We start from the raw sequence: 23,509 nt of genomic DNA, 5'->3' as shown, positions 1-23,509 counted from the left end.
ACCACAGGTGGCCGTCCGGGGTCGGTGGGAACCTACACCTTCGCGACGTCCGCGGTGGCCCCGTCCCCGACATCGTGGGTCAGGGTCTCGCCGACCACGACGGTCACCGAGGTCGCCAGCACTTCACCGGCGATCGTCCCGATGTGCTCGTCGGCCCACGCCTTGCGGTCCGCCGGGACGGACAGTGTCAAGGCGATCCGGTCCGAGACGTCGAACCCAGAGGCCTTCCGGGCGTCCTGCACGCCACGGACACGGTCCGCGGCCCAGCCCTCCGCCTCGAGCTCGGGGGTCACCGTGGTATCGAGCACGACCAGACCGTCCTCACCGGGGATCTCCGCGGTGTTCTCCGGGTCCACGGCCACGAGCTTCCGGCTGAACTCACCGTCGACGAGCGCGATGCCGTCAGCGGTGACGGTCCCGTCGTCCGCCACGGTGTAGTTTCCGGTCTTGACGGCCTTGATCACCTTCTGGACGTCCTTGCCCAGACGCGGACCTGCGACCCTGGCGTTGACCACCACGTCGAAGCGTCCCACGGACGACACGTCGTCGGTCAGCGTCACGTCCTTGACATTGACCTCGTCGCGGATGATCGAGGTGAAGTCCTCCAGCGCACCGGAGTCCGGCACCGCGACCGTCAGCCCCGGCAGCGGCAGACGGTTACGCAGCTTGTGCGCCTTCCGCAGGGACGACGTCGCCGAGCACACGGCACGCACCGCGTCCATGGACGCGACCAGTGCGTCGTCCGCCGGCAGGTCGTCGGCCGACGGCCAGTCGGTGAGGTGGACCGAACGCTCACCCGTCAGCCCCCGCCAGATGACCTCGGTGGTCATCGGCAGCAACGGGGCCGCGATCCGGCACAACGTCTCCAACACGGTGTACAGGGTGTTGAACGCCTCCGGGTGACCGTCCTCGCCGGAGTCACCCGCCCAGAAACGGTCACGTGACCGGCGGACGTACCAGTTGGTGAGGACGTCGCAGAACTGGCGGATCTCGTCGGTGGCGGTGGCGATGTCCGTGGCGTCCAGGGCCTCGGTGACCGCGGCGACGGCGTCATGCAGCTTCGCCAGGATGTACCTGTCCAGCACGTTCGTCGAGGACACGTCCCGCTGGGCCGGCGTGTGCGCGTACAGGCGCAGGAAGGAGTAGGCGTTCCACATCGGCAGCATCGCCTGACGCACGCCCTCGCGGATCCCCTGTTCGGTGACGATGAGGTTCCCGCCCCGCAGGATCGGCGAACTCATCAGGAACCACCGCATCGCGTCGGAACCGTCCCGGTCGAAGACCTCGTTGACGTCCGGGTAGTTCCCCTTAGACTTCGACATCTTCAGCCCGTCGTCGCCCAGCACGATGCCGTGGGACACCACCTTCGTGAACGCCGGACGGTCGAACAACGCGGTCGACAGCACGTGCAGCAGGTAGAACCAGCCGCGGGTCTGCCCGATGTACTCCACGATGAAGTCGGCCGGCGAGTGGGAGTCGAACCACTCCTTGTTCTCGAACGGGTAGTGCACCTGGGCGAACGGCATCGAGCCCGAGTCGAACCACACGTCGAGCACGTCCGGCACCCGACGCATCGTCGACCGCCCCGTCGGGTCGTCCGGGTTCGGACGCGTCAGCTCGTCGATGTAGGGACGGTGCAACGACTCCGGACGGACACCGAAGTCCGCCTCCAGCTCGTCGAGGGACCCGTAGACGTCCACACGCGGGTACTCGTCGTTGTCCGACACCCACACCGGGATCGGCGAACCCCAGTAGCGCGACCGCGAGATGTTCCAGTCACGGGCGCCCTCGAGCCACTTCCCGAACTGCCCGTCACGGATATGCTCGGGGATCCAGTCGATCTGCTCGTGGTTCAGCTCCACCATCCGGTCCCGGAACGACGAGACGGACACGAACCAACTCGGCAGCGCCATGTAGATCAACGGCTCGCCCGAACGCCACGAGTGCGGGTAGGAGTGCTCGATGGTCTGGTGACGCACCACCCGGCCCGCGGCCTTGAGGTCGCGGATGATGTCCTTGTTCGCGTCGAACACCAGCTGCCCCTGGTAGTCCGGCACCAGGGACGTGAACTTGCCGTCCATGTCCACCGGCACCACGGTGTCGATACCCGCGGCGTTACAGGTGTTCATGTCGTCCTCACCGAAGGCCGGCGCCTGGTGGACCACACCGGTACCGTCCTCGGTGGTGACGTAGTCGGCGGCCAGCACCCGGAACGGCCGCTTGTCCCCCAGCTCCACCCGGTCGGCGAAGTAGTCGAAGATCGGCTCGTAGGTCAGGCCCACCAGCTGTTCACCGGTGAACTCCGCCACGGTCTCCGCGGACTCCCCGAGCTCGGCGGCGTAGGCGCCCACCAGGTCGGCGGCCAGCAGGACGGTGCGGCCGGCGATCGCCTCCGCACCGTCGTCCGCGACCTTCACGAGGCTGTAGGTCACCGCCGGATTGACCGCCAACGCCAGGTTCGACGGCAAGGTCCACGGCGTGGTCGTCCAGGCGAGTGCGGACGCGTCGGCGAGTTCCGGGTGCGCCGCCAGGGTCTCCACCGCGGCCGTCCCCGGGTGGGCGCCGGTGACCGGGAAGGTCACCGTCAGCGTCGGGTCCTGCCGCATCTTGTAGGAGTCGTCCAGCCGTGTCTCCTGGTTCGACAGCGGAGTGTGCTCCGCCCACGAGTACGGCAGCACCCGGAACCCCTGGTAGATGAGCCCCTTGTCGTACAGCTCCTTGAACGCCCAGATCACGGACTCCATGTACGACAGGTCCATCGTCTTGTAGCCGTTGTCGAAGTCCACCCAGCGCGCCTGCCGCGTGACATAGGCCTTCCACTCGTCGGTGTAGCGCAGCACCGACTTGGCGCAGTAGTCGTTGAACGACGCCAGACCCATCTTCTCGATCTCACCCTTGTCGGTGATGCCGAGCTGCTTCTCCGCCTCCAGCTCCGCCGGGAGACCGTGGGTGTCCCAGCCGAAGACCCGGGGCACGCGGTAACCGCGCATGGTCTTGTACCGCGGGACGATGTCCTTGACGTAACCGGTCAGCAGGTGACCGTAGTGGGGCAGGCCGTTGGCGAAGGGGGGCCCGTCGTAGAAGATGTACTCCGGCGCCCCCTCGCGGTTGTCGAGGGAGGCCTGGAAGGTGCCGTCCTGCTTCCAGTAGTCCAGGACGGACTTCTCCATCACGGGGAAGGAACTGGTGCCGTCCGACATGTCGGTGTGCGGGTATGCGCCGCCGGCGGGGGTGGTCATCGCGGACTCCTCGTAAGGTCGTGTGCTTTCTCACGGTCCGCGGGGACGTCGCCGCTGACGGCAACGCGGTACCACCCCGCTTGGGCTCCCCGACGACACCGCCGGGCCGGGAAATCCCACTTGTTCCTACGGCTGTGACGTGCCGCGACCACGTCCGGGTCTACCGGGCCTCCCCGCGGACGGGGCTGTGCCTTTCTTCCGGAACGCTCCCCGGTGATGGCCGGATCGATGCGTGTGAAAAACCCCGCACGGCGATGCGGGGCCGGTCACTGGTGAAGTATACGCCTCATCGTCGCCGGTGGAGAAACAGGTCCACGACGAAGACGACGATCCCGACGACAGCGACTCCGATACAGATCCAGGCCCACAGCGTCGACCCCACGTAGAGGGCGACGAGCAGGGCGAGGAACCCCAGGAGGGACATCAGGAGCGACAGTGCGAGCATGGTTACCGCCTTCCGTCGCCCGGGTCGCCGACCGGTGGCCTACTTCTCGCCGAAGTCGATGTTGGAGTTCGGGGCCGCGGTGCTGCGGCTGTTGAGCTCCTCCAGCTGGGACTCCAGGAACGTCTTCAGGCGGGTACGGTACTCCCGCTCGTAGGTGCGCAGTTCCTCGATACGGCTCTCCAGCGCGGTCTGCTGCTTCTTCACCGTGGTCATGATCTCGGTGTGCTTGCGCTCGGCGTCCTTCTGCAGCGCGTCCGCCTTCTCCTGCGCCGCACGGACCTGCGCCTCGGACTGGGCGGTGGCGTCGGAGATCAGGGTCTCGGACTTCTGCGTGGCGTCGGCGACCAGGGTGTCGGCCTTCTGCTGGGCCTCGGCGACGGTCTTGCGTGCCTTCTGGTCGGCGTCGGCCAGCTGCTTCTCCGACCGCTTCTGCGCGTCGGCCAGCTGGGCGGTGGCCTTGGAGTTCGCGTCCTCCAGCGTGCGGTTCGACTCGTCGCGGGCCTCGTCCAGCATCGCCTGCGACTCGGTCTTGGCGTCACCGGTGAGCCGGTCCGCCATCTCCTGCGCCATGCTCAGGACGCGTGCAGCCTGCATGTGGGTGTCGGCGTTGGCGGTGCCCGACTCCTGCGGTGCGTCAGCCGTGGCGGCCTGTGCCGGAGCAGCCTGGGACGCCTGCGCCGAGGCGGCCTCCGCACGCTTCTCGGCGGCTGCGGCCTTGTCCTCGGCCGCGGCGGCGCGCTTCTCGGCGGCGGCGGTCGCGTCCTGGGCCTTCTTCAGCTCGGCCTCGAGCTCGGAGACGCGGGCGCGGGCCTCGTCGAGCTCCGCGGCGGACGCGGAGTCGTCCGACGAGGCGGGGGCGGCGACCGGGGCGGCGGCGGACGAACCCGACGCCACCTGACCCCGGAGATCGTCGTTCTCGTCCTGGAGCTCGGCCAGCGTGTCTTCGACGAGATCGAGGAACTGGTCGACCTCGTCCTCGTTGTAGCCACGCTTGCCGATCGGCGGCTTGCTGAATGCCACGTTATGAACGTCAGCGGGAGTCAACGGCATCGGTAGTTCCCTTCACAGTCGATGTGTTCCGCCGGCCGAGTGGGCCGGACAGCGAGTCAGTCACGATCTTATCAGTGACCACGTCCACGAGGTTTCAGGTTCAACCTCATGTGCAGTCTTTCAGGTCAGTTATACAGTAGGGCATTTCCCACCGGCAACAATGTCACAACGCAGAGGCGGCGACCGTCGTCAGGATGCTGATGAGTATCGAAATTCCGAAGAACAGCACCAGAACCGACACATCCAGCGCCACCCCTCCCAGACGGAGTGGCGGGATGACCCGGCGCAACGGACGGATCACGAAGTCGGTGAGCACGAAGATCGGCTCGGCGACCAACGCGAAACGACGCGACGGCCGCCACTGGCGGGAGAACGACCGGACCATCTCGATGATGACCCGGGCGAGGAGGATGAACCAGTACAGCCTCAGGAGCAGGGCGATGAAATAGAGAGTTGCGGCCACGGTGTTCTACTGGTCCTCCACCAGCTGGTCGAGCTGGCTCTGGTCAAGGGTCACGGAGGCGGGGATCAACGCGAAGTTGCGCAGCCCGCCGAGCTTCTTCAGTGTACCGTCCAACCCCTTCGCGAGGCCGACCGAGAAGTCGAGCACCCGGCTGGCCTCGGCCTTCTCCATCCCGGACAGGTTCAGGACCACGATATCCCCGGCCTTGAACTCCGTGGCGAGCTCGCCGGCCTGCTGGAACGAACTCAGGGCCAGCCGCACCACCTGCGGTTCGCGGGCCGGTGCCGCCGGCGCCGCAGCCGGCACCGGGGCGACGGGCGCGGCACCCACGTCGGCACGACGGGACGGACGGGAGGAGCGGTAGTCGTAGTCGGACCGCTCCGGGCGGCCCGGCCGCTCATGGTGCTCGACCCGGTCCCGCTCGTAGTCACGGTCCCGGTCGTCCCCCCTGTCCTGGTACCGCCCCGACTGACGGTACCCACCGCGGTCCTCGTCGAACTCGTCACGGTAATAGGGGTCGTCGAAACTCTCGACGTCACCGAAGCCGAAGAACCGCTTGATGTTCTCACCGAAACCGTCTGCCATGGTCTGTCTCGCTTTCTCTGGGATGTGCCGTACGAGGGTAGTCTGCTGTCGAAAATACCGGAAGTGGGACCGGGCGGGCCCAGGCGGGCTCAGGCGTCGGGGATCCAGACCACCGCGGCCTGGCGCCCCGTCCGGCCTTCCCTCCGGTAGGAGAAGAAGTTCTCCCCGGAGATCGTGCTCCGCGGGTCGGCGTCGACGGCGGTCACACCCGCGGCGAGCAGCTGGCGCGTGACTCCCGCCCGGATGTCCAGCCCCGGGGTGCCGCGGGTGGTCGTCGTCCGGGAGCCGGGCAGCCGCTCCTCGACGTCGCGGGCCATCTCCTCCGGCACCTCGTACTCCTCCCCGGCCGCCGCTGCACCGATCAGCGCGTGGATCCGGGCGGGGACGGCGCCGAGCGCCACCATCGCCTCCACCGTCGCCGGGACGACACCGTTGCGCGCACCCATCCGTCCGGCGTGCACGGCGGCGACGACGCCGGCGTCCTCGTCGGACAGCAGGACAGGGACGCAGTCGGCGGTGAGGACGACGAGCGCGACACCGGTCTCGCGGGTCACCAGGGCGTCGCTGAACTCCACGGGCCCCCCGTCGAGGGAGGCGAGCAGCTCCGCGGTCACCTCGGTCACGTTCGGTGAATGGATCTGCTCCATGTACACCATGCGCTCCGGGGCCACACCGATCAGCTCGGCCAGCCGGCGACGGTTCGCGGCGACGTCGGCGGCGTCGTCACCGACGTGGTCGGCGAGGTTGAAGGACGCGAAGTCCCCCGACGACACACCACCGTGCCGGTCGGTCACCACCTTACGGACGCGACGGTCAGAGGAAGGTCGGGACATCGAGGTCGTCATCCCCCTCATCGCGGCGGTCGTCACGGCGGGTGTCCCGGGACTCACCGTGCGAGGTGAACAGACCCGAGGTGCCCTGCGACTCCGACGACCCGGGGACACCGGACCGCGACCGGCGGGTGAAGCTGGTCGACCCCGCAGCGGCCGGCTGTGCCTCGGTCTTCTGTGCGGCAGGGGCCTCCTCGCCGTTGAAGATGCCCGGCTGCGACTGTTCACAGGCCGGTGCGGCGGACGCGGCGGGCGCGGGGTTCTCCGGGGCACGGTGCTGCCCACGACGCGGCGTGGACACCACGTTCGGGGAGTCGTCGAAGCCGGTGGCGATGACGGTGACCCGCACCTCGTCGCCGAGTTGGTCGTCGATGATCGTACCGAAGATGATGTTGGCGTCCTCGTCCGCGAGGTCCTGGACGATCGTCGCCGCCTCGTTGACCTCGAACAGCCCCAGGTCCGAGCCGCCGGCGAACGAGAGCAGCACACCCTTGGCGCCCTCCATGGTCGTCTCCAGCAGCGGCGAGTTGATCGCCAGCTCGGTCGCCTTGCGGGCGCGGTCGTCACCACGGGAACTGCCGATACCCATCAACGCGGAACCCGCGTCCGTCATCACCGAGCGCACGTCGGCGAAGTCCACGTTGATCACGCCCGGGGTGGTGATCAGGCGGGTGATGCCCTCGACACCGGAGTGCAGGACCTCGTCGGCCTTGCGGAAGGCGTCCATGAGCTGCAGGTCGGCGTCGCCCATCTTCAGCAGGCTGTCGTTCGGGATCACGATGAGCGTGTCGCAGACGTCGCGCAGCGCCTCGATCCCCTCGAGGGCCTGCTTCGAGCGGCGCTGCCCCTCGAAGGTGAAGGGGCGGGTCACGACACCGACGGTCAGGGCGCCCTTCTTCTTGGCGATGTTCGCCACGACCGGTGCGGCGCCGGTACCCGTCCCACCACCCTCGCCACAGGTCACGAAGACCATGTCGGAGCCCTCGATGACCTCCTCGATCTGCTCCTTGTGGTCCTCGGCGGACTTCCGCCCGACCTCCGGGTTGGCCCCGGCGCCGAGACCCCGGGTCTCCGCCTGGCCGATGTCCAGCTTGGTGTCTGCGTCGGTGAGCAGGAGGGCCTGCGCGTCAGTGTTGATCGCGACGAACTCCACACCCTGGAGATTCGCGTCGATCATCCTGTTCACGGCGTTGACACCACCGCCACCGACACCGACGACGGTGATCTTGGCGAGGTGGTTGTCGTAGAGGGTCATGGTGTGCGCTCTCTTTCCCGGTGTGCCGGACATTGTCTGCCCGTGTTCTGTCGCTCTAACTCTGCGAACAATTGTGTGTGACACAGAGGTAATTTCCGTGCTCATTTTTCTTGCGTGTCGTATCCCTCAACGTCGGGTTGAGAGTTACGGCGGTCGCGGGTCAGTCCCGCACCGACGGCAACGCCGGATTCGAGACATTCCACCGCTGCCCTTCCCTGGTGAGCACCACCCGGGTCGCCTCCGCCTTCTCCTCCGCACGGTCGGCGGAGCCCCAGTAGACCTCACGGCCCTCGGGGAAACGCAGGGTGACCTCCTCGGCGGACGGGGCGTCCACCTCCTCCACGGTGCCGCGGAGCTCGCCCGGCAGCGCGCCCAGGGCCTTCCCCGCGGATTCAAGGGCCCCGGCGTCGTCGGCGGACGCCCGGACCGGGACCGCCCCCTCAGGGCTCTCCCCGCGGAGGAAGACCCGCCCTCGTTCGTTGATCACCAGGGGCCCGTCGTCGCCGTCGACGACGCCGACGGCGTCGTACTCGGTGACGGCGACCCGCACCCCCGACGGCCATTCCCGCGAGACGGTGACCTTCTCCACCCACGGCAGCTCGGAGACGGACCGCGCCGCGGCGTCCGTGTCGGCGAAGAGGAGGTTCTGGCCGTCGACCGGGGAGGCCGCGGCGATGACCTGTTCGGGGGCGAGGCGCCCGGTGCCCTCGACCGCGATGTCGCGGACCGTGAACAACGGACTGAAGACCACCCCCACCACCAGGAGCACCAGGACGACGGGCACCCCGACGAGGACGGCCAGGCGCCGCCGCCCCGTCCGTCGTGCCCGTGCCGCGCGGGAGTCGCTGCGTGCCATCGGTGATCAGGCCTCGTCCGCGGCCGTGGTCTCGAGGGCGCGCAGGATCTCGTCGGCCAGCATCGTCACCGTGCCGGCGCCGACGGTGAGCACCAGGTCGCCGTCCCGGGCCAGGTCCGCGACCCGGGCTGGGACGTCGGCGAACCGCGGTTCATAGTGGACCTCGGTCGTCGACCGGTCCACCCGGTCGGTGATGACCCGGCTGTCGACACCCTCGACCGGCTCCTCCCTGGCACCGAAGATGTCGAGCACCACCGCCACGTCCGCCAGGGACAGCGCCTCGGCGAACTCCCCGGCGAACGCCAGGGTGCGTGAGTAGAGGTGCGGCTGGAAGACGGCGACGACGCGCCCACCGGCGGTGTCACCGGCACGGACCTTCTCCCGCGCCGCCGTCACGACGGCACGCACCTCGGTCGGGTGGTGGGCGTAGTCGTCGTAGACCTCCACGCCGCCGACACTGCCGTGGTACTCGAAACGGCGACGCACCCCGTCGAAGGAGGCCACGCCGGCCGCCATGCCTTCCGCGGAGGCACCGACCAGGACACCCGCCAGCAGTGACGCCACCCCGTTGAGCAGCATGTGCCGGCCCGGCGTACGGACCCGCACCTGCACGGTGGTGCCGTCGGCGAGCCGCACGTCGGCGTCGGTGCCGCCGTCGGCCAGTGTGCTGGTCGAGACGATCTCCGCACCCACGGGCACGGTCGGGTGCGCGGCCGCCGCGGCGGTCGTCCCGTAGCCCAGGACCCGCACGCCGTCGGCGACGGGGACGTCACCGGCGACGACGGACTCCGCGAGCCCCGCACTGCCCTCGTCGTCGAGGCAGACCACCAGCGCACCGCCGGCGGTGACCCGTCCGGCGAACTGTTCGAAGACCTCCCGGTAGGCCTCCTCCGAGCCGAAGTAGTCCAGGTGGTCCGGCTCAATGTTGGTGACCACGGCGACCTCCGGTGAATAGGACAGGAAGGACCCGTCCGATTCGTCGGCCTCGGCGACGAAGACGTCGCCGGTGCCGTGGTGCGCGTTGGTCCCGGCTCGGTTGAGCTGCCCGCCGATCGCGAAGGACGGGTCCATGCCGGCGTGCTGCAGCGCGACGACCCCCATCGAGGTCGTCGAGGTCTTGCCGTGGGTGCCCGCCATGAGCACCGCCCGGCTGTCCGCCATCAACAGCGCCAGGACGTCCGACCGGCGCAGCAGCGGGATACCCGCCCCGCGGGCCGCGACGAGCTCGGGGTTGTCCTGCGGGATCGCGGCGAACGAGGTCACCACGGCGTCCGGCAGTCCACCGTCGGGGGCGGACGAGGTGACGTTCTCCGCACGGTGGCCGACGGCCACGTCCGCTCCCGCGGCCCGCAGCGCCAGCACGACACGGGACTCCTTCATGTCGGAACCGCTCACGGTGACCCCACGGTCCAGCAGGATCCGCGCGATACCGGACATCCCGGCACCGCCGATACCGACCATGTGGACGTGGCGGAGGTCGTCCACCGAGGTGACCGTCGAGTTGACCGGTGTATTCACGTGTTACTCCCCTGCTTCGCTGATGACGATCTGCGCGATGCGTTCCGCGGCATCGCGGTGCCCGGCCGCGGCCGCCGCGTCACCGGCGAGCTGCAGTCGTTCCCGGTCCCGGAGCAGCGGGACGACCTCGCGTGCGACGCGTCCGGCGTCGAGCTCCGCGTCCGGGACGATGACCCCGCCGCCGTCGGCGACGACGGGGCGGGCGTTGAGCTCCTGCTCACCGTTGCCGTGCGGCAACGGGACGTACACGGCCGGCAGTCCGCAGGCCGAGATCTCCGCCACCGTCATCGCCCCGGAACGGCACAGGACCATGTCGGCCGCCGCGAGGGCGAGGTCCATCCGTTCGATGTACGGTACGGCGACATAGGCTGGTGCCCCGTCCACGGACGGGACCTCCGGTGCCTCGTTCTTCCGTCCGTAGGCGTGCAGGACGCCGATCCCGGCGTCAGCCAACGTGCCCGCCGCCCCGGCGACGGCCGTGTTGATCGACGCCGCGCCCTGGCTGCCGCCGGTGACGAGCAGGACGGGGCGGTCGCGGTCGAGGCCGAAGAAGTCCCGTGCCTCGTCACGCAGTGCGGCACGGTCGAGCGTCAGCAGCGACTCCCGCACGGGGATGCCGACGACCTCGGCGTCGAGACCGGAGTCGGCGGTCGCGGCGAGCGCCCGCCCGCCGAGCCGCACACCGAGCTTGTTGGACATGCCCGCCCGTGCGTTCGCCTCGTGGACCACGATCGGCACCCCGAGTGACTTCGCCGCCAGGTAGGCGGGTGCGGAGACGTACCCGCCGAAGCCGACGACCACGTCCGCCCTGAGGTCCTTGAGGGTGCGACGGGTACGGCGCAACGCGCCGACGAGGCGGAACGGCAGGGTGAACAGGTCCTTGTTCACCTTGCGGGGCACCGGGACGGCCGGGATCAGCTCCAGGTCGACACCACGGGCGGGGACCAGGGTGGTCTCCAGGCCACGGGTGGTTCCCAGGGCCGTGACGCGGGCGTCCGGGCGCGCGCGCCGGACGGACTCCGCGACGGCGAGGGCGGGCTCGATGTGACCCGCTGTCCCGCCGCCCGCGAGGACGACGGATATCGGGCGGGATGAAGGGGACACGGCTCAACGCCTCCTGCGGTTGTGCTGCTGACTGGTGCGGTGGCGGGGCTCCGGCAACGGTTCCCTCGCCCCCCGGTGCCGCGAGGTGGCACCGGTTCTACGGACGGGCTCGCCCGGTGGCGGCTGACGGCGCCGGGTCACCGGTTCACCGTACCGCCTGGGTTGTTCGCGGACGCGCTCGCGCCGCTCCTGGCCGGGCTTGTAGGGTTCCGGTTCCGGGAGGAAGAGCAGACGGTCGATCAGCGGCCGGCCCTCATGCTGCATCGACGACACCGTGGCCGGCTCGTGCCGGGCGATGTTCGCCAGCAGTCCGAGCGAGGCCAGTGTCACCACCGCCGACGAACCACCCGCCGAGATCAACGGGAGCTGCACACCCGTCATCGGGAACAGGCCCACCACGTACCCCATGTTGTAGAACGCCTGGACGGTGATGCCCATCGTGAGGGCCGCGGCGAGGAGACGCAGGAACGGGTCGTTCTGCGCCATGGCGGTACGGATGCCGAACCAGGCCAACACGCCGAACAGGACGACGACCAGTCCGGCACCCAGCAGACCCAGTTCCTCCCCGATGATGGCGAAGACGAAGTCGTTCGCCGCCTCGGGCAGGTACAGCCACTTCGCACGCGACTGGCCCAGCCCCTGCCCCAGGAGTCCACCGTCGGACAACGACAGGATGCCCTGCCTCGACTGGAAGGTCGCCCCGCGGGACGTGGCCTCGTCGAAACTCAGGGTGAAGGTCTCGGTCCAGGAACTGAAACGGGCACTGCGGAAGGTGTGCTGGAGGCTGAAGATCACCCCGGCGACACCGACGAGGGCGAGCACGGTGACCAGTGCGGTGGTGCTGACACCCGCGAAGAACAGCATCGACGCCACCACGGCCGCCAGGGACAGCATCATGCCGAGGTCGTCCTGCAGGAGCACCAGCCCCAGGACCACCGCGGTGACGACGACGAACGGGTTGAGCACGAACCGTGCCGAACTGCTCACCCGCGAACGGGCCGCGATCACCGCCGCGCCCCACACCGCCAGCGAGAACTTCGCCACCTCGGAGGGCTGGATACCGATACCGCCGAAGCGGATCCACGAGTTCGAGCCGACCTCGGTACCGCCGACGCCGATCCCGGGGATCAGGACGAGGATCAACAGGACCACCGAGAAACCCAGGAAGAACACCGACAGGTTGCGGACGGTCGTCGGCGTGATCCTCAGGAAGAACCACATGCCCACCAGACCGGCGGCCACGACGACAGCCTGCTTCATGAACTCGCCGAAGACACCCGTGTCGCTGTCGATGGAACTGACCATCGACGACGACAGCACCATCGTGAGACCGACGAGCACCAGGATCGCGGTGACGCTGAGGATCACCTTGTAGTTGAACTGGGGGGTCGCCAGGGCGCGACGGAACTTCTCCCCGAGCCCCCGCCACGGCGACTCGGGGCGTCCGGTACCTTCCTTCAGCGTCATCGTTCAGCGTCCTTTCCCGCCGGTCGTCCCGCCGGTCGTCCCGCGAGCTCGGCGAAGAGGTCGCCCCGGTGCGACATCCCCCGGAACATGTCCAGGGACGCCGCCGCGGGGGCGAGCACGACGCTGTCGCCGGCGGAGGCGACGGCACGGGCCGCGGCGACGACGTCAGCCATCGCACCGGCCGGGTCGGTGTCGTCGACGACCGTCACCGGGAGGTCCGGTGCCGCGGCCGCCAACGCGTCGGCGAGGATGTGCCGGTCGACCCCCAACAGTACCGCCGCACGGAGCCCGGGCGCGACCTCCGCGACGAGCTCGTCGACGGCCGCGCCCTTGAGTTGTCCGCCGGCGACCCAGACGACGTTGTCCAGGCCCCGGAGGGCGGCCGACGCCGCATGCGGGTTGGTCGCCTTGGAGTTGTCCACCCAGCGCACCCCGTCCGACTCCGCCACGACCTGGCCCCGGTGGGCCTGGACCCGGAAGTCCGCCAGTGCCGCGGCCACCGCCCCGGCGGACACCCCGGCGCTGCGCGCGAGTGCCGCCGCCGCGGCGGCGTCGGCCACACCGGCCGGACCGGGCGGGGAGATCCCCCCGGCGTCGGCGAGGTCGGTGAGCTCACCGGTCGTACCGTCGAGTTCGACGATCCGGCCGTCGCGCACACCGGTGACGACCCGGGCGGCCAGGGCCGCGACCCCGTCCGCCGCCGGGTCGCCGGTGGTGAACGCGCGCCGTTCACCGCGGACCACGTCTGCACCGTCGGCACCGGCAACGACCCGCGGGTCGTCCGCGGCGATCACCGCGACCGCCCCGGTCAAGGCACGCATCTTGTCTGACGCGTAGTTGTCGAAGGAACCGTGCCAGTCGAGGTGGTCGTCGGCGAGGTTCAGCACGCACCCGCCGTCCGGGGCGAACCGCGGCGACCAGTGGAGCTGGAAACTCGACACCTCCGCGGCCAGCACGTCGACCCGCGGTTCGGCCAGCAGGGCCTCACCCGGAGGGGTCCCGATGTTGCCGACCGCGAGCGAGCGGCGCCCGTCGGCGCGCAGGACCGCGTCGAGCATGGCGGTCGTCGTCGTCTTACCGTTCGTCCCGGTGACCGCGAGCCACGTCCTGGGGGCACCGAACAGTCCCGCCCGGTCCGCCGACCACGCCGCCTCGACATCGCCGACCACGGGGACGCCGGCGGCCGCGGCCGCGGTGGGGACCGGACCGTCCGGCCGCCATCCCGGGGACGTGACGACCAGGTCGACCGGGGCGCCGGCCCCGCCGTGCAGCAGGTCGACGGCCTCAGTGACGGTGACGGCGCGCGCACCGGTCTCGGCCGCCAGCCCGCCGCCGGCGACGGTGTCGTCGTCGGCGACCGTCACCGTGCAGTCCAGTGCCCCCAGCATGCGGGCCACGCCCGCACCTGCCACACCGGCACCGGCCACGAGGACATGTCCGTCCCGCATCGCTTCGACGGCCTGGTTCACCATGTGATCGCTCTCCTGTCGTGGACTGGCTTGGATGGATAGGGGGGTCAGAGCGGCGAGTTGCTGAGCCACTCGGAGTAGAACACCGCGACGCCGACCACCGCGAACAGGGCCGACAGCAGCCAGAACCGGACGGTGACCGTGGTCTCCGCCCACCCACCGGCCTCGAAGTGGTGGTGGAAGGGGGCCATGCGGAAGACACGGCGACCGGTCGACTTGAAGGACACCACCTGAATGACCACGCTGGCCGCCTCCACGACGAACAGCAGGCCGACGATGATCATCAGCAGTTCCGTCCGCGACGCGATCGACAGGCCGGCGACGAGACCACCCAGCGCGAGGGACCCGGTGTCCCCCATGAAGATCTTCGCCGGGGCCGCGTTCCACCACAGGAAACCGACACAGCCACCCAGACCGGCGGCGGCGAGCATGGACAGGTCCAGCGGGTCACGCACCGCGTAGCACCCCGCCTCGGCCGCGCCGGCACAGGAGTTCCGGAACTGCCAGAACGTGATGACCACGTAGGCCGACAGCACCATCGCGGTCACGCCGGACGCCAGCCCGTCGAGCCCGTCGGTGAGGTTCACCGCGTTGGACCAGGCGGAGATCACCAGGTAGATGAAGACGAGGAAGAGGACGGTGCCGATCACCGCGCCGCCGACCGAGAGGTCGAGGGTGTTGATGTCGCGGGTGAACGACAGCTTCGTGGACGCCGGCGTCAACCCGTCGGAGTTGGGGAACTGCAGCACCAGGAAGCCGAAGACCAACGCGGTGACCAACTGCCCGGCGAGCTTCGCCTTGGCGTTGAGCCCGAGGTTCCGGCCCTTGACCACCTTGATGTAGTCGTCGGTGAAGCCCAGGGCGCCGAGCGACAGGGTCAGTCCGAGGACGAGCCAGCCCGACACCCCGGGGCCCGCCCCGTTGGTGACCAGGCCCACCAGGGCGGCCACCACGTAGCCGGCGGTGATCCCCGCCAGGATCGCGATCCCGCCCATGGTCGGGGTGCCGCGCTTGCGCAGGTGCGACTTCAGGCCCTCCTCACGGATCTCCTGGCCGATGCCCTCGGCGGAGAAGCGTCGGATCAGGACGGGGGTGAGGAATATCGAGACAAAGAACGCCACGAGGGCGGCGACGATGATCTGCGTCATGTTTTCAGCTACCTGCTCTCTTCTTCGCCGGCGAACAGTCCCTCGGCGACACTCCACAGGCCGTCGGCGTAGGACGCCTTGACCAGTACGACATCATTGGGCTCGACGTTGAGGTCGAGGAAGTTGACCGCGGCGTCCGCGTTCTCCACCCGGCGGACCGCGACGCCGTGGGCCTCCGCGGACTCCGCCAGGGCGTTCTGGTTGACACCGTTGCCCACGACGACGACGTGGCCGACGCGTCGTTGGGCGAGCACCTCACCGAGCCGGGCGTGCTCGTCACGGGCGCCGTCGCCCAGTTCCGCCATCTGGCCCAGGACGGCCCAGCCGCACGCGTCGGGGCGTCCGGCGGCCGTGTACGCGAGGGCGTCGATACCGGCACGCATCGAGTCCGGGTTCGCGTTGTAGGTGTCGTTGATGACGGTGACGCCGTCGGCGCGGGTGCGCACGTCCATACGGTTCGCACTGGCCGCCACATGGCAGCTCAGGGCGTCGGCCACGGTGGCCGCGTCGAGCCCGCACTCCATGCCGACGGCGGCGGCGGCGAGCGCGTTCGAGACCTGGTGGGCGCCGAAGACGCCGAGGGTGACCGGCACCGGGTCCCCGTGGGGATGGTGCATGGTGAACGACGCGCGGGCGACCTCGTCCAGGGTGATGTCCGTGGCGACGTAGTCGGCGTCGGGACGTCCCTCCGCGGTCATCGAGAACCGGATGATCCGGGCACGGGTGCGGGGGGCCATCGCCGACACGAAGTCGTCGTCGGCGTTGAGGATCGCCAGGCCACCGTCCTCCGCGGTCGGCAGCGCCTCGACCAGCTCGCCCTTGGCCCGTGCGATCGCCTCGCGGGACCCGAACTCGCCCAGGTGGGCCGTACCGACGTTGAGCACGACGCCGACCCGTGGCGGTGCGATCCGCGCCAGGTGGGCGATGTGCCCCTGGCCGCGGGCCGACATCTCGGCGACGAGGAAGCGGGTGTCGCGTCCCGCCTTCAGTGCCGTGTAGGGGTGGCCGATCTCGTTGTTGAAGCTGCCCGGGGGCGCCACCGTGGCCCCTGCGCGGGACAGCACGGCGCCCAGAAGGTCCTTGGTGGAGGTCTTGCCGGCCGAGCCGGTGACCCCGACCACGGTCAGGCCTTCCTCGGCGACCAGACGGTCGGTGTTGTACCGGGCGAGCCGGCCGACGGCGGCGAGCACCCGCTCGCCGATCCCCTCCGGGTCGTTGTCCAGGTAGGCGGCGTTGCGCTGGGCGGCCCCGGAATCCGGGCCCGAGGCGTCGTCGACGGCCGTGCACAGCAGGGACGGCTGTCCCACGGCCCGGCCCACCATCGCCAGGGCCGCACCGTCGCGCAGGGCACCAGGGACGAAGTCGTGGCCGTCGACGCGCTCACCCGGCAGCGCCATGAAGACGCTGCCCGGGGTGATCCGTCGCGAGTCGAACTCGACGGGCCCGGTCACGACCGTGTCGGCCGTGGCACCGTCAACGAGGTGCCCACCGGTGACCTCGGCGATGGTGCCGCTTGTCATCTCAATCATCGTGTCGGTTCCTGTCCGTCCTGTCGGTCCTGTCGGTCCCTGAGTGCTTGTGCGAGTACGGCCACGTCGTCGAAGTCGAGCACGGTGTCGCCGACGATCTGCCCGGTCTCGTGGCCTTTTCCGGCGACTATGACGATATCGCCCCGGCGGGCCCAGTCGACCGAGGCCCTGATGGCGTCGGCCCTGTCACCGACCTCCCGGAGGTCGACGCCGCGGACGCGGGCGATGTCCTGCGCCCCGGCGAGGACCTCCGCACGGATGGTGGCGGGGTCCTCGTCCCGGGGGTTGTCGTCGGTGACGACCACGAGGTCCGCGGCCTTCGCCGCCTCGGCGCCCATCAGGGGCCGTTTCTCGTGGTCGCGATTGCCGCCGGCGCCGAGGACGACACCGACCCGTCCGCCTTTCCCTGCCCGTTCCAGCTGGTCGGACAGCGTGGTCAGGGCGGCCGCCACCGCGCCCGGCTTGTGGGCGTAGTCGACCAGGGCCAGGAACTCCCGCGGGTACCGCGACTCCCCGTCCCCCACCGTGACGGCCTGCATCCGGCCCGGCACGTGGACCTCGCCCAGCGCCGGTGCCGCCGTGGCCACGTCGTCCCCGGCCGCCCCGACACAGGCCAGGGCGAGGACGGCGTTGGCGACGTTGAAGACCCCCGGCAACGACAGCGGGAAGCGGAGGACCGCCGCCGGACCGTCGGCGTCCCGGCCGTGGGTGACGGAGACGTGCTGCAGACCGTCGGCGGTGACCTCCACGGCATCGACCGACCAGTCCGCCGGTTCCACGCCGGTGGTCGTCACCGTCACGGCGTCATCCACCATGCCGACGAGCTCCCTGCCCCACGCGTCGTCGACGCAGACGACGGCGGTCGGGCGAGCGCGGCCGGGGTCCTGCGGGGTGGTGAACAGCAGCGACTTCGCCTCGAAGTAGTCCTGCATCGTGGGGTGGAAGTCCAGGTGGTCCTGGCTGAGGTTCGTGAACCCGGCGACGTCGAAGTCCACCCCGCGCACCCGGCCCATCACCAGGGCGTGGGAGGAGACCTCCATGACCACGTGGGTCACCCCCTCGTCGCGCATGCGGGCGAAGAGCCCCTGCAGTGTCGGTGCCTCCGGGGTAGTCAGCGAGGTCGGGACGGCGCGGCCGTTGATCCTGGTGCCGGTCGTCCCGATGAGGCCCACGCTGTGGCCGTCGAGCAGCATCCGCTCAACCATGTAGGACGTCGTCGTCTTGCCGCTGGTGCCGGTCACCCCGATCACCGTCATCGACCGCGACGGGTGGCCGTGGATCTCGGCCGCGACCGGACCGAGCCAGGCACGGCAATCATCGACCACGAGGACGACGGTGTCCACGCCGTCGGCGCGGAGCACCTCGAGGCCGTCCTCGTCGGTGAGCACACAGCTGCCGGCCGACTGACCGGCGAACGAGGCCCCGTGGGCGCGGGTCCCAGGCACCGCCATGAACATTCCGCCGGCGGCCACGGACCGGGCGTCGATGGCGGCGTCGGGTACCGGGAGGTCGCCTGCGGCGCCGGGGGCCGTCGACCCACCGGTCACCACCAGGCGTCCTCCGGTCAGCTCCGCGAGTGCGGACAGGGTGGGGGGATTCACGCTCACTGCGCCTCCAGCGTCAGTCGGGGTGCAGCCTCCGGGGAAAGCGGCACGTTGTAATGGTCGAGCAACCAGGACGTGATGTCCCGGAACAACGGTGCGGCGGACTGCCCGCCGCTGCCGTCGGTCCCCCGCTCCGGGTCGTCGAGCATGATCGCGACGACGAAGCGGGGGTCGTCCGCCGGCGCGATACCGGCGTAGGTGATCCAGTAGTCCGAGTTGGAGTACGCCCGGGTCTCCGGGTCGATCTGCTGGGCGGTACCGGTCTTGCCGCTGGTCTGGTACCCCTCGATACCTGCCGTCGGCGCCGTCCCCTGCTGCACACCGGTGGGGTCGGACTGGTTGACCGCACGGAACATGTCGACCACGGTGCGGGCCGTCTCCGGGGAGACCACCTCGACCGACTCCGGCTCGTCCTGCGGGACGTCGTTGCCGGCGGCGTCGGTCACCGACTTGATGATACTGGGCGTCACCCGGACGCCGTCATTGGCCAGCGCCTGGTAGATGCTGGCCATCTGCAGCAGGCTCATCGACATGCCCTGACCGATCGGGAGGTTGGCGAACGTGCCTCCGGACCACTGCGACAGGTCCGGGACATAACCGCTGGTCTCGCTGGGCAACCCGAGGTCGGTGGCCTGGCCGATCCCGAACTTCTGGACGTAGTCCCAGAAACTCTCCTCGCCGACCCGGTCCGCCAGCATCAGGGTGCCCACGTTCGAGGACTTCCCGAAGACACCGGTCGTGGTGTACGGCACGACTCCGTGGTCCCAGGCGTCCTTGACCGTGACCCCCGACATGTCGATGCTGCCCGGGACCTGCAGCACCTCGTCCGGGGTGGTCTTGCCCTCCTCGATCGCCGCCGCCGCGGTGATCACCTTCGCCACCGAACCGGGCTCGTAGGCGTCCTGCACCACACGGTTGCCGAAGACCTTGCCCTCGGCGAGCTGCCGGTCGATGTCGCCCTGCGGATTGATCGTGTCGGAGGTCGCCATCGCGACCACCTCACCGGTCTTGGCGTCCAGGACCACGGCGTTCGCGGACTCGGCGCCGGAACGGTCCTTGGCCTGCTGCACCAGCTGCTGGATGTAGGTCTGCGCCTCCAGGTCGAGGGTCAGCTCGTAGGCGTCGCCGTCGACGGCCGGATGGCGGTCCCGGGTGGAGCCGGGGATCGCCAGACCGTTGGCGCCGACGTCCACCGTCCGCGAACCGTTGGTGCCCTGGAGCCGGGAGTCCTGGGAGAGCTCGAGCCCGAACTGTCCCTCGTTGTCGCGGCTGATCTTGCCGATGACGTTCTGGGCCACCGCACCGTTGGGGTACTGGCGGATGTCCTGGCGTTCCACGGTAATCTCCGGGAACTCCTCGGAGACCTTCTCCGCGACATCCGGGTCGACGTCGCGGACGAGCACCTCGTAGGTGGAGTCGGACGTCAGCTTGTCCCGGATGTCGTCGGCACGCACGCCGTCGCCGGAGGACGAGTCCAAACCGGAGTCGGCGTCGTCCGGGTCCGTCTGGCTGTCGGACTCGTTGAGCAGGTCCGGGAGGCCTTCGGCGATCTCCTCGATCCGCTGGTCGGGCGCGGCGACGGTGTCAGGGTTCATCTCGTGGCGTTCCTGCATGTACGTGTCCAGCAGGTGCGGGTGCACCGACAGCGACCGCGCCTCCATGGTGTAGCTCAGCCGCTGGCCGTTCCGGTCGACGATGCTGCCCCTGTGGGCGGGCTCGGTGATCACGGCCGTGCGCTGCTCACTGGCCATCGCCGACAACTCGGGCCCCTTGACCAGCTGCACCCAGGTCAACCGGAGCAGCAGCGCCAGCACCACGACGAGGACGATCACGAGGACGGCGGCACCGCGCCTGCCGAAACCGGCGGCTCCGAAATCCAGGGTCCGCCAGGAGTTCCCGGGCACCCCGCCCCGTCCGGGACGGGGTGCCGGTTGCGTGGGCCGCGAGGGTCGCTGAGGTCGAGGTTCACGTCCGGCGTTGCGCCTTCGGTCCCTGTCCTCGGCCACTGTGACCTCTCCCTTCCACGGTGCTCACCGCATGATCCTCTCGGCCGGGCATGGGCCCGACCGATTCATCTCGTCCATTGTCCTAGCACGGGCACCACACCCGGGGCATTGGACGTCCGGGCGTGTCTCGCCGACCCTCGTCGGCCCGCCCTCAGTACGGGAGTTCGCCGGTCGAGTCACCGCCACGGGCCTGCTGGTCCTGCTGTGCCCCCGGTGCCACGGGGGCGTCGTCGCGCCCGGGGTCGAGCGCCTGCGGAGCCAGACCGGGAACCTGCCCGGTGGCCTCGGGGTCACTCGTCGGGCGCTGTGCCGGGGTCCGGCCGTTGATGTCGGTGACCGGGAGGGACGCCGCCGGGTCGGCGGGGCGCACCTCCCGGACCTCCTCGCCGTTGACGTCGAGCACACCTGACTGGCCGGGGACGACCATGCCCAGGCGGGACGCCTCGGCGGCGATGCGCTGGGTCGAGGAGGCGTCCTCGACGTCGCGATGCAGCGACTCCAGCTCATTCGACAGCGTCGTGCTCGTCGACTCGGCCTCGGACAGCTGGTAGGACTGCTCGGTCGTCTTGCCCGACAGGTACATGGCGAACGCCACGCCGGCGACGAACAGGAGCAGGAGAACCACCCAGGTCCGGACCACCGAACGTTCGGCCGCCGACGGTACGGCGATCCGACGTCCACGGACCGACACCTGCTGGCGGGACCCACGTCGCCGGACGGGGCTGGTGTGGGCGTGACGACGTCCCCCGCGCGGGCCGGCGGGCGCGGCGACGGACGACGTGTGGTCGTGGTATCCGGGAGCGCCGGTGCGTTGGCGGGTGCGCTGACGGGCTGCGGTGGCGGTGCTCATCTGGTTCCTCGCTGTGCGTCTCGGTCTGTCTGCTGGATTCGTCGGACTGCGCGGACCCGGACGGGTGCCGCCCTGGGGTTCTGCTCGATCTCCGCGTCGGAGGCCTTCTCCGAACCCCGGGTGACGAGCTCGAAGTCCGGTGCGGACCCGGGCAGTGCCACGGGCAGCCCCGGCGGGGTGTGATCCACCGTCAGGTCGGCGAGGGCCTTCTTGACGATGCGGTCCTCCAGGGACTGGTAGCTCATGAAGACCGCGACTCCCCCGACGTGCAGCCGTGTGGTCGCCTCGGGTATGACCGCGGCCAAGGAGTCGAGCTCGCCGTTGACCTCGACACGCAGCGCCTGGAACGTACGCTTGGCCGGGTGTCCGCCGGTGCGCCTCGACGCCGCCGGGATCGTGCGATAGAGCAGTTCCACGAGCCGTCCGGACGTGCTGAACGGCTCCACCTCGCGCTCGCGGAGAACCGCCGAGGCGATCTTCCCGGCGAAGCGTTCGTCCCCGTAGGTCTTGAGGATCCGGGCCAGGTCGCCGTGCGCGTAGTTGTTGAGGATGTCCGCGGCCGTCGTCGGGAGTTCCGGGTCCATCCGCATGTCCAGGGGTGCGTCCTGGGCGTAGGCGAACCCGCGCTCCGCCTGGTCGAGCTGCATCGACGACACACCGAGGTCGAAGAGGTACCCCGAGACGCCGTGCTCGCGGACGGAGGCGGGGAGGCGGCCGTCGTCCACCAGGGTGTCCAGCGCGTCACCGAGCCCGTCGAACCTGGTGCGGTAGGCGAGGAAACGGTCGCCGAAGCGCGCCAGCCGCTCCTGCGCCTGGGCCAGGGCGGCCGGGTCGCGGTCCAGACCGACGACCACCGCCCGGGGGAAGTGCTCGAGGAAGACCTCGGTGTGCCCGCCGGCACCGAGGGTGCCGTCGACGATGACCGGGGTATCCGGCGCATCCGGTGAGGTCACGCCCTCCCCGACGAGTTCCACCATCCGGTCGCGCATGACCGGGACGTGCCCGTGCTCGCCAGCGACGTGCGCGTTCTTGTCGTCATCGGCGACGGTCATCGAGGTGGTCCTTTCATCAGGGGCGGTTGTCCGGTCCTGTTCACTTCACGTGGTCATCACGACGCCGCCGGGACTGCACACGGGGCCTCACCTGCACGGGCCCGTTTGATGTCGGGGAAGTACATCAAATCAAGGTCGTCCGCGCAGATGAGGGCCGGCACACAGTCCCACCGGCATCGCGGAGGCATACGGCGGGGGTCAGAGGATCCCGGCGAGCGAGTCGTCGTCGCCGTCGGCGAAGGTGGACTCGTGCTCCGCGAGGTACGCCTCCCAGGCCGCGGCGTCCCAGATCTCGATGAAGTCGACCGAGCCGATGACGACGCACTCCTTGTCGAGACCTGCGTAGCTCCGGTGCCCCGGGGAGAGGGTGATCCTCCCCTGTTTGTCGAGCTCCTGCTCGTCCGCGCTCGCCGCCAGGTTCCGGACATAAGCCCGTGCCTGCGGATTCGCCCGTGACGCCGCCGCAGCTTTCGCGGCACGCACCTGGAACTCCGCCCGGGTGTGGACCGCGAGGCTGTGGTCCTGACCGTTGACGACGACCAGGCCGTCCGCCAACTGCTCGCGGAACTTCGCCGGGAGGGTCAACCGACCCTTGTCGTCGAGCTTCGGGGTGAAGGTGCCGAAGAACAAGTCGGCTCCTTTCCCCGGTCATCCGGACATCTGGGTCGCCACTGCCGTATGCGTTCTCTGTGAAGTTGTCCCGGGACCATTCTGCCCCAGTGCGCCCCACAGTACCCCACTTTCAACCACGGTGACTAGCCCATGAGTCACACAAGACTACAAAAACCGCATTCTGTACCGCAGATCCGTCCGAGATTCCGGGCACAGGGCGCGATGAACTGCGATTATGGGAGTTTCCGCACAGTGGGGGAAGGTGGGGAGCCAGGCGCATCCTCCAGTGAGCATGCACGTGCCCACCCCACGGGACAGACGGGAATACGCCACAGAGAGGCGGCCGTGGTGACGGCGTGGGGCAAAGTGGGGCACCCCGGAGGACGTCAGCCCACCACCCCGGGAGGACACAGAAAAGCGGGCGGGC

19 protein-coding genes are annotated in these 23,509 nt (G+C 69.8%); all 19 read right to left on the bottom strand.

Features of this window, described 5'->3' with window-relative positions; translation table 11 throughout:
• Window positions 1-32: 32 nt before the first annotated feature.
• The 19 genes from ileS to mraZ all read right to left on the bottom strand — a co-directional run bounded on the left by ileS (window position 33) and on the right by mraZ (window position 23,100).
• Window positions 33-3,239, bottom strand: a complete 3,207-nt coding sequence (gene ileS / locus MUN33_RS07800) for an isoleucine--tRNA ligase (protein WP_244804328.1) — start codon at window positions 3,237-3,239, stop codon at window positions 33-35.
• A gap of 286 nt (window positions 3,240-3,525) precedes the next feature.
• Complete coding sequence (locus MUN33_RS07795; protein ID WP_244804327.1) at window positions 3,526-3,684, bottom strand: hypothetical protein; 159 nt, start codon at window positions 3,682-3,684, stop codon at window positions 3,526-3,528.
• Window positions 3,685-3,723: 39 nt separating this feature from the next.
• Complete coding sequence (locus MUN33_RS07790) at window positions 3,724-4,734, bottom strand: DivIVA domain-containing protein (protein ID WP_244804326.1); 1,011 nt, start codon at window positions 4,732-4,734, stop codon at window positions 3,724-3,726.
• Window positions 4,735-4,897: 163 nt separating this feature from the next.
• The gene (locus tag MUN33_RS07785) at window positions 4,898-5,197 is read right to left on the bottom strand and encodes a YggT family protein (RefSeq protein ID WP_244804325.1); all 300 of its coding nucleotides are present in this window, start codon (window positions 5,195-5,197) and stop codon (window positions 4,898-4,900) included.
• 6 nt (window positions 5,198-5,203) lie between these two features.
• A complete protein-coding gene (locus tag MUN33_RS07780) occupies window positions 5,204-5,782 on the bottom strand; it encodes a cell division protein SepF (RefSeq protein WP_244804324.1) in 579 nt (192 codons plus the stop codon).
• Between the two features lie 89 nt (window positions 5,783-5,871).
• Window positions 5,872-6,615 carry a peptidoglycan editing factor PgeF gene (gene pgeF / locus MUN33_RS07775; RefSeq protein WP_244804323.1) on the bottom strand — a complete coding sequence of 248 codons (744 nt, stop codon included), beginning with the start codon at window positions 6,613-6,615 and terminating at the stop codon, window positions 5,872-5,874.
• Window positions 6,596-7,867 carry a cell division protein FtsZ gene (ftsZ, locus tag MUN33_RS07770; RefSeq protein WP_244804322.1) on the bottom strand — a complete coding sequence of 424 codons (1,272 nt, stop codon included), beginning with the start codon at window positions 7,865-7,867 and terminating at the stop codon, window positions 6,596-6,598. Before ftsZ ends, pgeF begins: the two co-directional genes overlap by 20 nt.
• Before the next feature lie 160 nt (window positions 7,868-8,027).
• Window positions 8,028-8,723, bottom strand: a complete 696-nt coding sequence (locus MUN33_RS07765; RefSeq protein ID WP_244804321.1) for a cell division protein FtsQ/DivIB — start codon at window positions 8,721-8,723, stop codon at window positions 8,028-8,030.
• 6 nt (window positions 8,724-8,729) lie between these two features.
• Complete coding sequence (gene murC, locus MUN33_RS07760; RefSeq protein ID WP_244804439.1) at window positions 8,730-10,184, bottom strand: UDP-N-acetylmuramate--L-alanine ligase; 1,455 nt, start codon at window positions 10,182-10,184, stop codon at window positions 8,730-8,732.
• A 60-nt stretch (window positions 10,185-10,244) separates the two neighbouring features.
• Window positions 10,245-11,345: an undecaprenyldiphospho-muramoylpentapeptide beta-N-acetylglucosaminyltransferase gene (gene murG, locus MUN33_RS07755; protein ID WP_244804320.1), complete on the bottom strand. Its 1,101-nt coding sequence runs from the start codon at window positions 11,343-11,345 to the stop codon at window positions 10,245-10,247.
• A gap of 3 nt (window positions 11,346-11,348) precedes the next feature.
• Entirely contained in the window at window positions 11,349-12,812 is a 1,464-nt protein-coding gene (locus MUN33_RS07750) for an FtsW/RodA/SpoVE family cell cycle protein (RefSeq protein WP_244804319.1), read from the bottom strand.
• On the bottom strand, window positions 12,809-14,284 hold the full coding sequence (gene murD, locus MUN33_RS07745; protein WP_244804318.1) for a UDP-N-acetylmuramoyl-L-alanine--D-glutamate ligase: 1,476 nt from the start codon (window positions 14,282-14,284) through the stop codon (window positions 12,809-12,811). Before murD ends, MUN33_RS07750 begins: the two co-directional genes overlap by 4 nt.
• 44 nt (window positions 14,285-14,328) lie before the next feature.
• Window positions 14,329-15,429, bottom strand: coding sequence for a phospho-N-acetylmuramoyl-pentapeptide-transferase (mraY, locus tag MUN33_RS07740; RefSeq protein ID WP_244804317.1), 1,101 nt, complete (start codon window positions 15,427-15,429; stop codon window positions 14,329-14,331).
• A gap of 8 nt (window positions 15,430-15,437) precedes the next feature.
• Entirely contained in the window at window positions 15,438-16,958 is a 1,521-nt protein-coding gene (locus tag MUN33_RS07735) for a UDP-N-acetylmuramoyl-tripeptide--D-alanyl-D-alanine ligase (RefSeq protein ID WP_244804316.1), read from the bottom strand.
• Window positions 16,955-18,565 (bottom strand): UDP-N-acetylmuramoyl-L-alanyl-D-glutamate--2,6-diaminopimelate ligase, encoded by a 1,611-nt coding sequence (locus MUN33_RS07730; RefSeq protein WP_439647841.1) that lies wholly within the window; start codon window positions 18,563-18,565, stop codon window positions 16,955-16,957. Before MUN33_RS07730 ends, MUN33_RS07735 begins: the two co-directional genes overlap by 4 nt.
• Window positions 18,562-20,466, bottom strand: a complete 1,905-nt coding sequence (locus tag MUN33_RS07725; RefSeq protein WP_439647840.1) for a peptidoglycan D,D-transpeptidase FtsI family protein — start codon at window positions 20,464-20,466, stop codon at window positions 18,562-18,564. Before MUN33_RS07725 ends, MUN33_RS07730 begins: the two co-directional genes overlap by 4 nt.
• A 253-nt stretch (window positions 20,467-20,719) precedes the next feature.
• Window positions 20,720-21,418: a cell division protein FtsL gene (gene ftsL / locus MUN33_RS07720; protein ID WP_244804314.1), complete on the bottom strand. Its 699-nt coding sequence runs from the start codon at window positions 21,416-21,418 to the stop codon at window positions 20,720-20,722.
• On the bottom strand, window positions 21,415-22,470 hold the full coding sequence (gene rsmH / locus MUN33_RS07715) for a 16S rRNA (cytosine(1402)-N(4))-methyltransferase RsmH (protein WP_244804313.1): 1,056 nt from the start codon (window positions 22,468-22,470) through the stop codon (window positions 21,415-21,417). Before rsmH ends, ftsL begins: the two co-directional genes overlap by 4 nt.
• A 198-nt stretch (window positions 22,471-22,668) precedes the next feature.
• Entirely contained in the window at window positions 22,669-23,100 is a 432-nt protein-coding gene (mraZ, locus tag MUN33_RS07710) for a division/cell wall cluster transcriptional repressor MraZ (RefSeq protein WP_244804312.1), read from the bottom strand.
• Window positions 23,101-23,509 lie beyond the last annotated feature (409 nt).

It is taken from the genome of Corynebacterium kalidii (assembly GCF_022869005.1).
Classification (GTDB): Bacteria; Actinomycetota; Actinomycetes; order Mycobacteriales; family Mycobacteriaceae; genus Corynebacterium; species Corynebacterium kalidii.
Note: the sequence above shows the minus strand (reverse complement) of the source record. Positions and strands in the feature narration are given on the sequence as shown.

Bases quoted from the DNA above. Each gene is read 5' to 3' on its own strand.
- ftsL (WP_244804314.1), bottom strand. From the start codon at position 21,418: ATGAGCACCGCCACCGCAGCCCGTCAGCGCACCCGCCAACGCACCGGC.
- rsmH (WP_244804313.1), bottom strand. From the start codon at position 22,470: ATGACCGTCGCCGATGACGACAAGAACGCGCACGTCGCTGGCGAGCAC.
- MUN33_RS07735 (WP_244804316.1), bottom strand. From the start codon at position 16,958: ATGATTGAGATGACAAGCGGCACCATCGCCGAGGTCACCGGTGGGCAC.
- murD (WP_244804318.1), bottom strand. From the start codon at position 14,284: ATGGTGAACCAGGCCGTCGAAGCGATGCGGGACGGACATGTCCTCGTG.
- mraY (WP_244804317.1), bottom strand. From the start codon at position 15,429: ATGACGCAGATCATCGTCGCCGCCCTCGTGGCGTTCTTTGTCTCGATA.
- MUN33_RS07750 (WP_244804319.1), bottom strand. From the start codon at position 12,812: ATGACGCTGAAGGAAGGTACCGGACGCCCCGAGTCGCCGTGGCGGGGG.
- MUN33_RS07790 (WP_244804326.1), bottom strand. From the start codon at position 4,734: ATGCCGTTGACTCCCGCTGACGTTCATAACGTGGCATTCAGCAAGCCG.
- pgeF (WP_244804323.1), bottom strand. From the start codon at position 6,615: ATGTCCCGACCTTCCTCTGACCGTCGCGTCCGTAAGGTGGTGACCGAC.
- MUN33_RS07780 (WP_244804324.1), bottom strand. From the start codon at position 5,782: ATGGCAGACGGTTTCGGTGAGAACATCAAGCGGTTCTTCGGCTTCGGT.
- MUN33_RS07795 (WP_244804327.1), bottom strand. From the start codon at position 3,684: ATGCTCGCACTGTCGCTCCTGATGTCCCTCCTGGGGTTCCTCGCCCTG.
- murC (WP_244804439.1), bottom strand. From the start codon at position 10,184: ATGGTCGGTATCGGCGGTGCCGGGATGTCCGGTATCGCGCGGATCCTG.
- ileS (WP_244804328.1), bottom strand. From the start codon at position 3,239: ATGACCACCCCCGCCGGCGGCGCATACCCGCACACCGACATGTCGGAC.
- MUN33_RS07765 (WP_244804321.1), bottom strand. From the start codon at position 8,723: ATGGCACGCAGCGACTCCCGCGCGGCACGGGCACGACGGACGGGGCGG.
- ftsZ (WP_244804322.1), bottom strand. From the start codon at position 7,867: ATGACCCTCTACGACAACCACCTCGCCAAGATCACCGTCGTCGGTGTC.